The sequence below is a fragment of the Thalassotalea ganghwensis genome (genome assembly GCF_053485795.1).
The window spans coordinates 22537-38594 of record NZ_JBQRUM010000016.1; the positions used below are offsets into that span (position 1 = coordinate 22537).

The 16058-nt window shown below is 39.3% G+C and carries 16 protein-coding genes; 4 read left to right on the forward strand and 12 right to left on the reverse strand.

Annotation, left to right across the window (positions count from 1 at the left end):
• Positions 1-2 precede the first annotated feature (2 nt).
• Together ACSLUH_RS15000 and ACSLUH_RS15005 are read left to right on the forward strand one after the other, a co-directional pair.
• Positions 3-305, forward strand: coding sequence for a DUF1244 domain-containing protein (locus ACSLUH_RS15000; protein WP_448568435.1), 303 nt, complete (start codon positions 3-5; stop codon positions 303-305).
• Between the two features lie 69 nt (positions 306-374).
• Complete coding sequence (locus ACSLUH_RS15005) at positions 375-1013, forward strand: flavin reductase family protein (protein WP_448568437.1); 639 nt, start codon at positions 375-377, stop codon at positions 1011-1013.
• Between the two features lie 77 nt (positions 1014-1090).
• Here the strand turns inward: ACSLUH_RS15005 and ACSLUH_RS15010 are convergent, their stop codons facing one another.
• The 12 genes from ACSLUH_RS15010 to ACSLUH_RS15065 form a co-directional block, all read right to left on the reverse strand.
• Positions 1091-2272, reverse strand: coding sequence for a right-handed parallel beta-helix repeat-containing protein (locus ACSLUH_RS15010; RefSeq protein ID WP_448568439.1), 1182 nt, complete (start codon positions 2270-2272; stop codon positions 1091-1093).
• 125 nt (positions 2273-2397) lie between these two features.
• Complete coding sequence (locus ACSLUH_RS15015; RefSeq protein ID WP_448568441.1) at positions 2398-2706, reverse strand: ComEA family DNA-binding protein; 309 nt, start codon at positions 2704-2706, stop codon at positions 2398-2400.
• 122 nt (positions 2707-2828) lie between these two features.
• On the reverse strand, positions 2829-3524 hold the full coding sequence (gene pyrF / locus ACSLUH_RS15020; RefSeq protein ID WP_448568443.1) for an orotidine-5'-phosphate decarboxylase: 696 nt from the start codon (positions 3522-3524) through the stop codon (positions 2829-2831).
• A gap of 96 nt (positions 3525-3620) precedes the next feature.
• Entirely contained in the window at positions 3621-4790 is a 1170-nt protein-coding gene (gene lapB, locus ACSLUH_RS15025) for a lipopolysaccharide assembly protein LapB (protein WP_448568445.1), read from the reverse strand.
• 22 nt (positions 4791-4812) lie between these two features.
• The gene (locus tag ACSLUH_RS15030; RefSeq protein WP_448568447.1) at positions 4813-5037 is read right to left on the reverse strand and encodes a lipopolysaccharide assembly protein LapA domain-containing protein; all 225 of its coding nucleotides are present in this window, start codon (positions 5035-5037) and stop codon (positions 4813-4815) included.
• Positions 5038-5108: 71 nt separating this feature from the next.
• Positions 5109-5396 (reverse strand): integration host factor subunit beta, encoded by a 288-nt coding sequence (ihfB, locus tag ACSLUH_RS15035; RefSeq protein WP_448568449.1) that lies wholly within the window; start codon positions 5394-5396, stop codon positions 5109-5111.
• Positions 5397-5485: 89 nt separating this feature from the next.
• Complete coding sequence (gene rpsA / locus ACSLUH_RS15040) at positions 5486-7147, reverse strand: 30S ribosomal protein S1 (RefSeq protein ID WP_448568451.1); 1662 nt, start codon at positions 7145-7147, stop codon at positions 5486-5488.
• A gap of 129 nt (positions 7148-7276) precedes the next feature.
• Positions 7277-7957: a (d)CMP kinase gene (cmk, locus tag ACSLUH_RS15045; RefSeq protein ID WP_448568453.1), complete on the reverse strand. Its 681-nt coding sequence runs from the start codon at positions 7955-7957 to the stop codon at positions 7277-7279.
• Positions 7958-8196: 239 nt separating this feature from the next.
• Positions 8197-9477 carry a 3-phosphoshikimate 1-carboxyvinyltransferase gene (aroA, locus tag ACSLUH_RS15050; RefSeq protein ID WP_448568455.1) on the reverse strand — a complete coding sequence of 427 codons (1281 nt, stop codon included), beginning with the start codon at positions 9475-9477 and terminating at the stop codon, positions 8197-8199.
• A gap of 1 nt (position 9478) precedes the next feature.
• On the reverse strand, positions 9479-10564 hold the full coding sequence (gene serC / locus ACSLUH_RS15055) for a 3-phosphoserine/phosphohydroxythreonine transaminase (protein ID WP_448568457.1): 1086 nt from the start codon (positions 10562-10564) through the stop codon (positions 9479-9481).
• An 83-nt stretch (positions 10565-10647) separates the two neighbouring features.
• On the reverse strand, positions 10648-13347 hold the full coding sequence (gene gyrA / locus ACSLUH_RS15060; protein WP_448568459.1) for a DNA topoisomerase (ATP-hydrolyzing) subunit A: 2700 nt from the start codon (positions 13345-13347) through the stop codon (positions 10648-10650).
• A gap of 249 nt (positions 13348-13596) precedes the next feature.
• Positions 13597-14136 (reverse strand): Mpo1 family 2-hydroxy fatty acid dioxygenase, encoded by a 540-nt coding sequence (locus ACSLUH_RS15065; protein ID WP_448568461.1) that lies wholly within the window; start codon positions 14134-14136, stop codon positions 13597-13599.
• Positions 14137-14477: 341 nt separating this feature from the next.
• Here ACSLUH_RS15065 and ubiG point away from each other — a divergent pair, with 341 nt between their 5' ends.
• Together ubiG and ACSLUH_RS15075 are read left to right on the forward strand one after the other, a co-directional pair.
• Entirely contained in the window at positions 14478-15191 is a 714-nt protein-coding gene (gene ubiG, locus ACSLUH_RS15070) for a bifunctional 2-polyprenyl-6-hydroxyphenol methylase/3-demethylubiquinol 3-O-methyltransferase UbiG (RefSeq protein ID WP_448568463.1), read from the forward strand.
• Positions 15191-15865, forward strand: a complete 675-nt coding sequence (locus ACSLUH_RS15075) for an HAD family hydrolase (RefSeq protein WP_448568465.1) — start codon at positions 15191-15193, stop codon at positions 15863-15865. Before ubiG ends, ACSLUH_RS15075 begins: the two co-directional genes overlap by 1 nt.
• Positions 15866-16058 lie beyond the last annotated feature (193 nt).

The following is a 16058-nucleotide window of genomic DNA, read 5'->3' on the forward strand; positions in this document are numbered from 1 at the left end:
CAATGGATAAAGAAATTGAAATTCAAGCTGCGGTTTTTCGCCGCCTACTCGCTCACTTGGATAATCGCAAAGATGTTCAAAATATTGAGTTGATGAATCTTGCTGGCTTTTGCCGTAACTGCTTTTCTAAATGGACAGTTCAAGAAGCAGAAAAGCTTGGCGTTGACATAGATATCGAGAAAGCAAGAGAGCAAGTTTATGGTATGCCTTATCAACAATGGAAAGATAACTACCAAAAGCCCGCCACACCAGAGCAACTAGAAACCTTTAATCAACTCAATAAAGGAAGTAAATCGACAGGTTAACGAAACTTCAGTTTTCTTGCTAAAACGCTAACCTCCTAAGCTTGTTAAACTATTATCGATAGGCACGTTATGATCATTAATTTTGATAACTATTCTGCGAACCAGCGTTACCATTTAATGACGCAAACAATTATTCCTCGCCCTATTGCTTGGGCATTAACCCGCTGTGGTAATGATGCTCAAAACGAAAGCGCTCCTCTTAACCTAGCACCATTTTCTTATTTCTCTGCAATAGCAAGTGAGCCCCCGATATTGATGATATCTATCGGTAAGAAGCCCACTGGAGAGTTAAAAGACACCATAGTTAATGTTAAAGATAACGGATATATCGTTATTCATATTGCTAATGAACAGCACGCTGATCTGGTTACACAAACAGCAGCTACCTTAGCTCATGGGCACTCAGAGCTTGAGCAAATTGAAAAATCAATGTTAGAAACTGTCGACTTCGACGGTTTCCCGCTGCCGAGATTAGCGCAATGTGACATCGCCTATGGTTGTAAGTTATATGAGATTAAAGAACTAGGCGCTGTCCCCCAATCTTTATTGTTTGCTGAAGTTAAACAACTCTACATTAGCCCGAATGTCATGACTGAACAAGACAATCGTATAAAAGTACATGCAGACAAAGTAAATCCATTGGCGCGATTAGGTGCGAGCGAATATGCAGGGATCACAACACCTTTTAAAAAAACTCGACCTTTTTAAACTAAGAGGTAAACGTTAACTGCGATGGTGGATACAGGTTAAATAATACCCACCATCGTAAACATTAAATTTAGTAGCTAGTTTTCAACAACGACATAATGGTGATTGTTTTTTAATTCTCTTAACACCGAGTCATTAAGAAAAGAAAAAGTCATAGCCCTACCAGCAGCATCTAGTTCACCATTATTTTCAATTGTATTATCCATTATTTTATGTGGTGTCAGCGTGTCAATAGCGTACAACTTCAACCCATAGCTTTGACTTTGAACAATCAAGTTATCTTGATATACGTGAGCTAAACCACTCCCCATTTGATTGCCACTTTGCGCTGGGTTTCTAGCAAATATTCCATTTTCTCCTGCGTAAAATATAGCGTTTCTCATTACCTGCAAGTCATTTCCATCTAACATTAAACCATTACCACCACTATGATAAATAACATTATTTGAAACTTTTACATTATCTCCACCTACTTGTATTCCTGAATTTTGCCATACAGGGGCAAATGGGCTAACACCTGTTCGGTATATGCTATTATTCTCGATGGTTGCATTACCTACTACTGAGTTCAACTGAATACCGTCAGCAGCAATTTGCTCCAATTTATTATTATAAATATGTACATCGTTAAGCATGTGAGGCAATACTGTAATTGGTTCACCGTTACACTCTAGTGTCCTACTTTTTCCGGTATAACCGACATACATTCCCTCCCCCTCTTCTGTATGATGAATATAGTTATGATGAATGCTAATGCCATTCATCGTGAAGTTTTCTTGCCAAGTATCGGGGTTACAGTTAGGATCCGTTTTTATCAGCATACCTGCAAAACGTGCACGATAAATTTCTAAATTATCGATTTCAATTTGTTCTGATAACTGACCGACGCTCAACGTTCCTCCAAGTTGAATTCCATAACTTGCATCATTTTTCATAGTTGAAGTCAATCTCAGCCATTTCGATGATTCTATCGCTATACTGTACTCATATGGAGTTGTGCGAACAATCCCCCCGTGATTTGTAATAATTACAGGAGCTCCCTCACGGCCTTTTATATTGGTTATTTTTATTGGTCCTCTCTCCCCTGCAGCTAGACAAATCACATCACCAGAGGCTATGTTTAATTGATTGCCGTCTATAAGATATTGATTGCGCGGTATGACAAGATCACAATCAAGACCATTATTAATAGCCGAAAAGCCAATATTGGGTAAGGCAAAATTTAAGCTAATGAGTAGAGTAAGTGGTTTAAAATTCATACATTTCCTTATTAAAAAGTTAACTCCAAGCATAAACATTACATCTTATTTACATTGAACACCAATAGAAGCTCGGTTTTATACAAACTTTTTGTTATGGCGGCCTTTATCAAGGCCGCAAACCACTATAAAGCTAATATCCCTTCGTTATTTTCAAGGATTTTATTTCCGATCCCCTTAATTTCTTGCAACTGCTCTAGCGATGTAAACTGCCCATGCTTTTGACGATATTCAACAATTGCTTGAGCGCGTTTAGAACCAATACCTTTTAGTTTTGCTAATTCATCAATATCAGCTTTATTGATATTGATGATAGCAGTTGATTGCTCGATAGATTGGCTTGTCGCAAGCTCCTTTGAATCATTAGCAATAACAGGAAAGTTAAGCGCTAAACTAGACAACAAGAGAGCTGGAAATAAAACTGTTTTTTTCATGATTTCGATCCTTGTATTAATTAAATATGAATTCCTTAAGTGTTGCCACATTGTTAACAACACTTAAGGTTTAGAATCGATTAGCTATTCTGTCAAGAAATGCGAAAAGTTTTTATTGCGAATTAAACTAACGACTGATTAATTTGTTGCAAAATGTGATGCGGATCGTCTGCTTTAGTAATGGGTCGACCAATCACTAAATAATCAACGCCAACATCAATGGCCTCTTTAGGGGTCATAATACGTTTTTGATCATCACTGTTAGCACCTGCAGGACGAATTCCTGGTGTAACCAGCTTAAATGTTTGCCCAAGAGATTGTTTTAGCATTTGAGCTTCCCATGCTGAACACACCACGCCATCAAGACCTGCTTTTTTAGCTAATGTCGCTAACAGCATTACCTGCTCTTGAGGTGTTCTTTCAATACCTAATCCTAATAAATCTTCTTGCCCCATACTCGTTAACACCGTAACGGCAATTAACAAGGGGGCGTCTGCGCCAAATGATTCAAGTGCTAGTTTAGATTGATGCATCATCTTCTCACCACCACCGGCGTGAACATTAACCATCCACACACCTAAATCGGCAGCAGCAGTGACCGCCTTTGCAACAGTATTGGGAATATCATGAAACTTAAGGTCGAGAAATACATCAAAGCCTCTATTAACCAATGTCTTAACAAAATCAGGTCCAAAATAAGTAAACATTTCTTTGCCGACTTTTAATCGGCAATCACTTGGTTGAACTTTATCAATAAATGACAATGCAGCTTGTTTTTCATCAAAATCTAAAGCAACAACAACTTTAGGATCATTCATATATCTTTACCTTTCTTTTACCTGATTTTACTTGATTTTACGTTTGCATAATTAACGAGTGCTGAATTTTAGTACCAAGTTCGTCGCCGAACTCAATTATTCGCCTTCAAACCCTCGAATAGGCTTCATTTGTTCCCAGTCATGGCAAGATGGGCAAGCCCAATAGTGTTTGCTGCTGTTAAAGCCACAGGTGCGACAGCTATATCTATGCTTAATGTTAATATATGCCGAGATTAACTCTTTAATCATGTCTAAATTTTGTTGATTCGCTTTACTGTTATCAAGCGCCATCTGCAACTTAACAAAATAATTAAAAGCACGGACGGTTGGTCTGCGTTTAAGCGCAACCAACATAAACTCAACCGCTTTTTCTATACCAGATTTTTGTTCGATATAGGTTAAATACTTAATCAAAGCAGTAGAGCTTGCTGTTTCATCGTAAACTTTTTTGATAAATTCAAAAAATTCATCGCAAGCGCCTAATTGATTATAACAACGCTCCATACTTTCAATAACATCTGGGAAAAACTCTTTATCTTGATGATAGATAGCTTGATAGCATAAGCACGCTTCATTAAATTGCTGGTGATTTTCATAAACCTTGGCAAGCAGCCAGTTGGCTCGACATGAATCTGCATCATATTTTAATGCATTTTCGAGTAACTCAACTACTTCAATAAACTTGTCTTGCTCCAACGCAATCGTAGCTAATTCACAATAAAAATTAGCGAGATGATGAAGTAAATTTTTATCTTTCGTTTTAAGAATTTCTTTTTTAATTAACAAGCCTTGCTGCCAGTCTTTTGTCGACTGATAAATCTGAAGTAAGTAACTAATAGATTTGACACCATAGTCTTTGGATTTAACTAAACGTTGAAACATTGATTCAGCGCGATCAAATAGGCCTGCGCTTAAAAAATCTTTACCTAATTCATAGGCCGCTTGTTGCTTTGCTTTTGAAGGGAGGTGCTTTTGTCTGACCAAGTGTTCATGAATTTTCAAAGCCCGGTCTAGCTCGCCTCGTTTTCTAAAAAGGTTTGCCATCGCAAAGTGAGCTTCTACCGTATCATCCTCTACTTGCAACGCTTCAATAAGATGCTCAATCGCTTTATCTTGTTGATTTGATAATAGGTAGTTAAGGCCAGTGGAGTATTTTATCGATAAATCTTGTTTTGCGCTGTGATTTTTCTGCTTAACACTATTGCGCCCCATAAACCAACCATAGGCCATGGCAACGGGAAGTAAAAGAAAAAGTAACCCTAGCATATAACGTTTATCGCCTTACTATTCACTTGACGTTTTTTGATTTAAGTAATCGAGACACCTTCCACAATAAGGCAATCAATAGGCCAATGATAACCCCGATAGTGGTAAATATACTGACCGCTGTTGCGACCGACATCTGCGATTCAGCAATTAAATAATTAAGCGTTAATGTTTGATTGTTTTGGCTGCCAAAGATGAAAGCTAACGCCAAAAGTACAATGATGATCAGCGTAAGAAATAGTCTCACGGTTTATATCCTTTTACCTGACAAAAAAAACGGCATGCTTTAGCATGCCGTTTTATATTAACTCTTTTTTACTACGACAGCGAGAGATTAACTCGTTCGCGTAATTCTTTACCAGGTTTAAAGTGCGGAACATACTTACCCGACAAATTAACTGATTCGCCGGTTTTCGGGTTACGCCCAACGCGTGGGGCTCTAAAATGCAATGAAAAACTACCAAAGCCTCTAATTTCGATACGCTCCCCTTTTGAAAGGGTTTGTACCATCATTTCAAGAATTTCCTTTATAGCTTGCTCTACATCTTTAGCAGACAGATGACTTAATTGATCTGCCAATCTTTCAATGAGTTCTGACTTGGTCATTCGACCTCCCAGTGTTCATTTAGCATCACGCCAATGGTTTTAAACAAGAGGAGTGCTAATAATAGTACTCCTCATTTTCCTGGCTAAAATTAACTTTTAGCGTTTTTAAACGCTTCTGCCATAGCACTTAAACCAGACTCTTCAGGTTGATTTAAGCTTTCGATAGCTTCACGCTCATCTGCTTGGTCTTTCGCTTTGATAGATAAGCTGATAGTGCGGTTCTTACGATCTACACCCATAAACTTAGCTTCTACTTCATCACCAACAGATAATTCAGTTGTTGCATCTTCAACGCGGTCACGAGAGATGTCAGAAACACGTAAGTAACCTTCAACGCCTTCTGCTAATTCAACTTTAGCACCTTTTGCGTCAACTTCAACAACTTTACCCTTAACAATAGCACCTTTTTTGTTATCTGTCAGATACATATTGAAAGGATCGTCTTCAGTTTGCTTAACGCCTAATGAAATGCGCTCACGCTCTGGGTCAACTTGTAATACAACAGCTGAGATCTCATCGCCTTTCTTGTATTCACGAACGATTTCTTCACCGCCGTTCCAAGAAATGTCTGATAAGTGAACAAGACCGTCAATACCACCGTCAAGACCGATGAAGATACCAAAGTCAGTGATTGACTTGATCTTACCTGAAACTTTATCACCCTTGTTGAAGTTCTTAGCGAACTCTTCCCATGGGTTCGGGATACATTGCTTAAGGCCAAGAGAAATACGACGACGTTCTTCGTCAATTTCTAATACCATTACTTCAACATTGTCACCTAAGTTAACAACTTTAGATGGGTGGATGTTTTTGTTTGTCCAATCCATTTCAGAAACGTGAACAAGACCTTCAACGCCTTCTTGAATTTCAACAAAACAACCATAATCAGTTAAGTTAGTAACACGACCAGTTAGCTTAGCGCCTTCAGGGTAACGTTTAGCGATAGCTACCCATGGATCTTCACCCAATTGCTTCATACCTAATGAAACACGTGTGCGATCGCGGTCAAATTTCAATACTTTAACTTGGATTTCATCACCAACGTTTACGATTTCACTTGGGTGCTTAACACGCTTCCAAGCCATATCTGTGATGTGTAATAGGCCGTCGATACCACCTAAGTCTACGAACGCACCGTAATCTGTTAAGTTCTTAACGATACCCTTAACTTCAATGCCTTCCGCTAATGACTCTAATAATTGATCACGCTCTACGCTGCTTTCTGATTCGATAACTGCGCGACGAGAAACAACTACGTTATTACGCTTCTGATCAAGCTTAATAACTTTGAATTCTAAATCTTTACCTTCTAGGTGAGCAGTGTCACGTACTGGACGAACGTCAACTAATGAACCAGGTAAGAATGCACGAATATTGCTTACTTCAACAGTGAAACCACCTTTAACTTTACCGTTGATAACACCGATAACAGTTTCTTTTTCTTCGTAAGCTTTTTCAAGCACTTGCCATGCTTCGTGGCGTTTTGCTTTTTCACGAGAAAGTACAGTTTCACCGAAACCATCGTCTGTCGCATCTAACGCTACATCAACTTCTGAACCTACTTCAATTTCGATTTCACCAGCAGAGTTTTTGAACTGGTCAATTGAAATTACAGATTCTGATTTAAGACCTGCGTCAACGATTACGTTGTCTTTTTCAATTTTTACAACAGTACCCTTGATAATTGAACCAGGGCGCGTTTCGATTTCTTTTAAACTTTCTTCAAAAAGTTGTGCAAAATTTTCAGTCATAATGTGTATATGAACTCAATGTGTAATCCAATCTACATACCTTGTATCATGGGGTTGTTAAAATAACCTACTGTATCCATACCTTAGGTTTTCGATTAAGTTAAGCAAAACTTCGTTAATGCTTAGCTCTTACGTTAATTTTTCATTAGCAAAAGATAGCACTTTAGCTACCACTTCATCTATAGAAAGTTCTGTAGAATCAATAATTAACGCCCCTTCAGCTGGCACTAACGGCGCGACTTCACGATTCTGATCGCGTTCATCACGTTGACGTATGTCATCCAAAAGGCGCCCGATTTTAACATCAAAGCCCTTCTCTTTCAACTGATTATATCGACGCTCTGCTCGCTCTTCTGCGCTTGCCGTCAAAAAGACTTTAACCGGGGCATCTTTAAACACGACCGTCCCCATATCTCGGCCATCAGCAATAAGCCCTGGTGCATTTTTAAATGCTCGTTGGCGACGTAGTAACGCTTCTCGAACGCGTGGAAAAGCAGCAACTTTAGAAGCTAACACGCCAATCTCTTCTGTACGAATAGTGTCGGTTACATCTTCACCTTCTAGAATAACTTTGCTTTCACCGTCATTGCTGGTGGTAAATTGCACATCTAAATGAGCAGCAATCGGAATAAGCGGCTCTTCATCTTCCGTGTCTATATGATGGTACTGTGTTGCCACAGCTAAAACGCGATAAATGGCACCACTGTCTAACAAATGCCATCCTAACTGTTCAGCGACGATGCGTGCCACAGTGCCTTTACCTGCACCACTTGGGCCATCAATCGTGATCACCGGAGCGTTTTCCTGCATACATTTTTCTCCTAATGTCGAAAATCGGGCAAAATTATACGGGAATTATTAGATAAAATCGCGTAAAAAATTATTCTGTTACAGATTAACAAATAGAAATCGCCTTGTTTAACAAATATTTAACAAGTGCTTTTTGAACATCCGCCCAAAAGTGATAACTAAACGCAATCATAAAAGGATAGGCGGTATGATTTGATACCGCCTAAAATAAAATATCGATGGATGATGAAAATATTTCTTTAATGAGTAATTGACGCGAGTTTATCAAAGTAATCCGGGAAGGTTTTCGCTGTGCATTTAGGATCATTGATTGTCACTGGCGTATGACTTAACGCTACCAGTGAAAAACACATAGCGACACGGTGATCGTTATAGGTATCAATCTCTGCATGAATAAGCTTTTCAGGAGGGGTAATTGAAATATAATCCTCACCTACTTCCACTATTGCTCCAACTTTTTTCAACTCGGTTGCCATAGCGTGTAAACGATCGGTTTCTTTAACTCGCCAATTATAGATATTGCGTATAGTCGTGGTGCCCTTAGCAAAAAGTGCTGCAGTTGCTATGGTCATCGCAGCGTCGGGAATATGATTCATATCCATATCAACAGCAACAAGGTCACGCCCCGATACCGTAATAGATTCATCTTGCCAAGTAACCTGAGCCCCCATTTTTTCCAGTACATCAGCAAAATATTTATCGCCTTGTACACTGAGCTTACCTACACCATGTACAGTGACATCTCCGCCTTTTATTGCCCCAGCAGCAAGAAAGTAAGAAGCAGAAGACGCATCTCCTTCTACCATATAACGCTCAACAGCTTGGTAATGCTGACCACCTTCGACATGAAATACTTGATAATTATCGTGGCTAACATTGATGCCAAAACGTTTCATAATATCTAAAGTGATATCAATATAGGGCTTTGAAACGAGCTCTCCTTCTATTTCAATCACAGTATTAGTTTCGAGTAGCGGTGTTATCATTAATATAGCGGTTAAAAATTGACTCGATATTGAACCATCTATCAATACCTTTGCGCCTGATAACGGACGACCGACAATCTTAACTGGGGGGTAATCTTTATTCTCTAAATAGGTTATATCAGCATTTAATTGCAACAAGGCGTCAACTAAGTGTCCGATCGGACGCTCTTTCATACGCGGCTCACCCGTTAAAATAAATTCTCCTTTACTTGCTGCTAGCGCTGCACACAAAGGACGCATCGCGGTTCCTGCATTTCCTAAATATAATTCTGTTACTTTATCAACATGAAAGAACCCATTGTTACCAACAACCATGCATTCAGTGCCGCACTCGCTTAATGAATACTCAACACCTAAACTCGTTAACGCATCTAGCATGTGTCTAATATCGTCGCTCACCAACAGGTTGGTAATTTTCGTTGTCCCTTTGGCAAGGGCCGCAATAAGCAATGCGCGGTTTGACAAACTTTTTGAGCCTGGTAAATAAATGTCACCATTAACTCGACTGATCGGTTGTAAAGTTAGCTGTTCCATATTACTTATGCTCCTGTTCAAAGCGTTTCATAAACTCAACAAGTTTTTCAACACCTTCTAATGGCATCGCGTTGTATATGCTCGCCCTCATTCCGCCAACCATGCGATGACCTTCGAGGGCCAGTAATCCTTGAGCATCTGCTTGTGTTAGAAAAGCAGAATTAAGTGACTCATCATTAAGCCAAAAAGGTACGTTCATTCGCGAACGATTGTTTTCAAAAACATTATTGAGATAAAAGCAACTACTATCGATGTAGTCATACAACATAGACGCTTTGTCTTGGTTGATTTTTTCTATCTGATTGACGCCGCCAAGCTCTCCTAACCACTCAAAAACTAAACCCGCTAAATACCAAGCATACGTAGGCGGCGTGTTGTACATCGAATCATTTTCAGCACTGGTTGTATAATTCATGATACAAGGCGTTTCCAGTCGTGCTTTCCCAAGCAAATCATCTCTAACTATCACTATGGTTAACCCCGACGGGCCAATATTTTTTTGTGCTCCCGCATAAATAAGTCCAAACTTCGAAACATCGATATTGTGCGATAAAATAGTAGAAGACATATCTGCAACAATAGGAATATCGCCAAACTCAGGGATATCGAAAATTTCGATACCATCGACAGTTTCATTTGGGCAATAATGAACGTATGCCGCTTGCGGCGAAATATTCCACTCAGAAAAAGGTTTAACCTGTTTCCTACCATTTACCTCTTCGATTACATCCTGGGTGCGAATTTCGCCAAAATTCTGTGCTTCTTTTGCCGCAATATTAGACCAAGAACCGGTAACAATATATTCAGCAAAGCGACCTTTGGGGAGTAAATTAAGTGGAACGGCTGAGAATTGACCTCGACCGCCACCATGACAAAATAAAACCTTATAGTTATCAGGAATGGACATTAAACTTCTAATATCTGCTTCCGCTTTACGAGCAACTGCCATAAACTCTTTGCTTCGGTGACTGAGTTCCATCACGGAGCATCCTGTGTGGTTCCAATTTAAAAATTCAGTTTGGGCTCTTTCCATTACCGCTTTAGGTAACATGGCTGGGCCAGCACAGAAATTATATACAGCAGACATTCAAGTTAGTTCCTTAGTCAAATTTTACAAAAAAAATAGGCGGTAAAAACCGCCTATTTCTGAGCTTTTGCGGTAACCGTTAGTTATTGGTCACCGTTTTCAAGCGTTTCATCAGCATCGGCTTGCGGTGTTTCAGCCTGTTCTGATGTTGATGAAGTATCACTATCTTCGTCGACCATGACTTCATCATCTTCTTCGATTTCATCTATACGTTGAAGCGCAACAACATGCTCATCATCAGCGGTGCGAATGATACGAACACCTTGAGTATTTCTACCAATCACACTCACTTCATTTACACGTGTTCTTACCAAGGTACCATTATCAGTGATCAACATGATTTCATCTTGATCTTCAACTTGAACCGCTCCAACCACTGGGCCGTTACGCTCACTGACTTTAATTGATACAACACCTTTCGTTGCCCTACTCTTTGCTGGATATTCAGCTAATTCAGTGCGTTTACCGTAACCGTTTTGTGTCACGGTTAAAATGGCGCCATCAGACTTAGGTACAATTAAAGACACCACTTTTTGGTTGCCTTCAAGTTTGATACCTCGAACCCCAGTAGCTGTTCTTCCCATCGCACGTAACGCGTGGATCTCTTCGCCAGTTTCAGGGTCAATCTTCACTTCACCCGTTTCACTGTCGCGAGCTTTCTCGTTAAAGCGAACAACCTTACCTTCGTCTGAAAATAACATAATGTCATTTTCACCGTTGGTAATATCGACACCGATCAGTGTATCATCGTCGCGTAAATTCAATGCGATAATACCATTAGCACGTTGATTTGAGTACGCCGTTAATGGTGTTTTCTTCACTGTACCGGAAGCGGTCGCCATGATGATAAATTTATCATCTTCGTATTCTCGAACCGGCAAAATCGCGGTGATTTTTTCATCACTTTCCAATGGTAATAAATTCACAATTGGACGACCACGAGCAGTGCGACTCGCTAAAGGCAATTGATAAACCTTCAACCAATATAATTTGCCTCTGTTCGAGAAACATAAAATGGTATCATGTGTGTTAGCAACCAATAAGCGCTCGATGAAATCTTCTTCTTTCATCTTAGTTGCGGCTTTACCCTTACCACCACGTCGTTGAGCTTGGTAATCGGATAGTGCCTGATATTTCACATAACCTTCATTAGAAAGCGTCACAACAACATCTTCTTCGTTTATTAGATCTTCTAACGAAATATCATGAGAAGCATTGGTGATCTCGGTACGACGTTCATCACCAAACTCTTCTTTTATTGCTTCTAACTCTTCACGAATAACTTCCATTAAACGTTCAGGGCTTGCAAGAATATGCAACAATTCGGCGATAAGTTCTAATAACGATTTGTACTCGTTTAGAATCTTTTCATGTTCCATTCCCGACAATTTGTATAGTTGCAGATCAACAATGGCTTTAGCTTGCTCTGATGTTAAATAATACAAACCATCACGAATACCGTATTCTGGTTCCAACCATTCAGGTCGCGCAGCATCAGTACCTGCTCGTTCAAGCATCGCACTTACATCACCTAAGGCCCAGCCTTGGGCAATAAGTTTTTCTTCGGCTTCTTTACGGTTATTTGATTCTTTAATCAATTGAATGACAGGGTCAATATTTGCTAATGCAATCGACAAACCTTCAAGAATGTGAGCACGCTCACGCGCTTTGCGTAATTCAAAAATCGTACGTCGTGTGACCACTTCACGGCGATGCAAGATAAAGGCTTCTAACATCTCTTTTAAGTTGAATAACTTCGGCTGACCATTGGTCAATGCCACCATATTCAAACCAAAAGACACTTGCATTTGCGTCATTTTATATAAGTTGTTTAAAACAACTTCGCCAACATCGCCACGTTTAACTTCAACGACCATACGCATACCGTCTTTATCAGACTCATCACGTAAAGCAGAAATACCTTCTAAGCGTTTTTCTTTGACCAGTTCAGCCATTTTCTCTATCAAGCGTGCTTTGTTAACTTGATAAGGTAATTCATGAACAACAATAGTCTCTTTTCCAGACTTTTCATCGACTTCTATTTCAGCCCTGGCGCGGATTTTGATTTTCCCTCGTCCGGATTTATAGGCTTCTTCAATACCTGAACGGCCACTAATGATGCCTGCAGTAGGAAAATCAGGACCTGGAATAAACTCAATCAGTTCATCAATAGTGATATCGTTGTTGTCAATAAGCGCTAAACAGCCATTAATCACTTCAGATAAATTGTGTGGAGGAATGTTGGTTGCCATACCAACAGCAATACCTGAGGTACCATTGACTAATAAATTGGGTATGCGCGTTGGCATGACCGCAGGAATCTGTTCTGTACCGTCATAGTTGGGCACGAAGTCAACGGTTTCTTTCTCTAAATCTGCTAATATCGAGTGCGATATTTTTTCCATACGGATTTCGGTATAACGCATCGCCGCAGCAGAATCGCCATCGACCGAACCAAAGTTACCCTGGCCATCAACCAGCATGTAACGCAATGAAAACGGTTGCGCCATACGAACAATTGTATCATATACAGCAGTGTCACCATGAGGGTGATACTTACCGATTACGTCACCAACAACACGGGCAGATTTTTTGTATGGTTTATTAAAGTCGTTACCTAATACATTCATCGCAAACAACACACGACGATGAACAGGCTTTAATCCATCTCGAACATCCGGTAATGCTCGCCCTACTATTACACTCATGGCGTAATCTAAGTAGGAACTCTTTAGCTCATCCTCAATATTGACAGGAAGTATTTCTTTTGCCAGATCGGTCATAAAACGGCGGTATCCCTAAAATAGATTGTCTAATTTATTATTGTATAAAAGCTGCTTTTGCTAGTGGATAGCATCGTCAACCATACGTCTTTATAACCTGACATTTTGCGCTGGTTAAGCACAGTTTTCAAGCGTTAATTTCAATCACTTACTGTATTGGTTAACTTAATGATTTTATTACCAATATATAAGTGTCGTTTAGATAAAAAAAATAAGCCGACAAATTATTGAACACTATTTATACAAGCTTTAAGACGTTGTTGATTTTAGTTGTTCAAAATCACGGCGTTTTTCTATTGCCATGGCATGAACATCTGCTGCTAGTGACTTGTTAAGCCCTAAAGCAAAATATATTTCGGCAATTAGAAAAAGAGGTCCTATCGACAATTGATTAATGTCATCAACAAATGCGGGTTTGGCTTTTTCATAGCCATGACCGATGAATTGAAATACCCAACCAATAATAAATACGATGATCGCAACATACCAAGGAAAGTTATATTGAGAAAACAACACAGCGCTATAAATCAGTGCCCCAAACAATGCGAGAGCGATTAAGGCAAGTGGTAAAGAAAGTATCAGGTAATAGAGAAAGATAATGCTTGCAACACAAGTGGCTAGCGATAGATTAACAGTAGCATTTAACAAAGAGAATTCGAAGCTTACGCCGGCTAGTAATACGGCTATCGACCAAATAATTAAAGGTATACCAATAAAATGTGTTTTTATGTTATTGATATTTAAGTGTACACTTTTGTAGGTTGACAGCTGCTCTTTTAACGATTTCATTTCCAAGTCCCTCAATATAAAATCAGCACATTTGTACGATAACAGATGTTTTAAGCTATGCTATCTTGATTGCTAGGTCAAATGGTAGAGTCATAGAACGACATTTTATGGGATTTAACCAACGTAAATTTATCTTGAGTGCTATTGCGATACTCGAGCTTAATAAAACACAACATTTCCACTTTACCTCAGGTTTGTATAAGAAATTACTCGAAAACAATAACATTTTGAATGATTAATCACGTTAAATCAGTTTAAAGCCACCTTCGCTCTTATCCACACTATGCATTGAAATTAGATTGGTTTAGAATTTAGTTAATTCTTAGCTAATATCTATTCTTATGACTGATACCGTTAACGTAAACCCAAAAGAAATTGAAAAATTTGAAAAAGTTGCTCACCAATGGTGGGATCTAGATGGCGACTTCAAACCACTCCATCAAATAAACCCGATCAGAAGACAATTTATTATTCAACACTTAGGTGACCTTTATAATAAAGCAATTATTGATGTCGGTTGTGGCGGAGGGATACTCGCTGAAAGCATGGCAAAGCTAGGCGCAAACGTCACCGGCATAGACATGGGCGAAGAACCACTTAATGTGGCAACACTCCATGCATTGGAAATGGGTGTAAAAAACGTAAGTTATCAAAAGATCCCCGCAGAACAGCAAGCCACATTAATGCCCGCGTCTTACGATGCGGTGACTTGCATGGAAATGCTCGAGCACGTGCCAGATCCTAAATCCATTGTACAAGCGTGTGCTGCTATGGTTAAGCCAAATGGTTTTGTATTTTTTTCTACATTGAACAAAACGATAAAGTCATACTTATTAGCTATTCTAGCTGCTGAGAAAGTCTTTAAGTTGGTACCCGATGGCACACACGACCATGATAAGTTTATTCGCCCTTCCCAACTCATTGGCTGGGCTGAACAATGTGGTTTAAAATGTATCGATGCCGCTGGTATACATTACAATCCACTGACAGAAAATCACAAGCTTATCCCATCGCTAGATGTAAATTACATACTCTGTTGTCAAAAGGTTGAATAATGATGTTAACAAACCTTAATAATTCCCCTCAAGGGATCTTATTTGATTTAGATGGTACCTTGCTTGATACCGCCAACGACCTTGGCGCCGCATTAAATCATGTCTTAAATCATCATCAACTCCCAACAGTACATCGCAGCGCCTATCGACCTATAGCATCTGATGGCGCCAAAGGTTTATTGGCGTTAGGATTTGCGGAAAAAATCCATCAATATAATTTTGATGAACTTCGTCATCAATTTCTTGAATACTACCGCAATAATATCGCCGTAAATACTGTATTGTATTCTGGCGTCGATACGTTAATTTCTGCACTTGATGACAATGGCATTCCTTGGGGAATTGTCACTAATAAGCCGGAAACGCTAACGCTAGCGTTGCTGCCGTCCTTCCCAGAGCTTAATCAGTGCAAAGTAATCGTTGGTGGTGATACATTAACGAAACGAAAACCAGATCCAGAGCCGTTATTATTTGCCTGTGAAAAACTTAACTTACCACCAAGTCAATGTTTATATGTAGGCGATGCACCAAGAGATATTGAAGCAGGCAATGCCGCCAATATGACGACCATAATTGCCAAATGGGGGTATATACAAAACCTTGAAGAGTGCCAACATTGGTCAGCTGATATTCATTGTGAGCAACCCACTGACATTTTAAATTTACTCAGGTAGTTTGGTTAACATTTTTTTAATACATATCGCTCATTATCTTGGTAGTAACTATTGCGTTTTAGTACACCGTTGATTAAATAACCAAGGTGATGAGATAATAACCTAACAATCTAATTGATTGATAATTAATATAATTTAATTACTTATTTGATTTTGCTATAACCTAATTACAAAAATAACTAAAAGAGTTCTA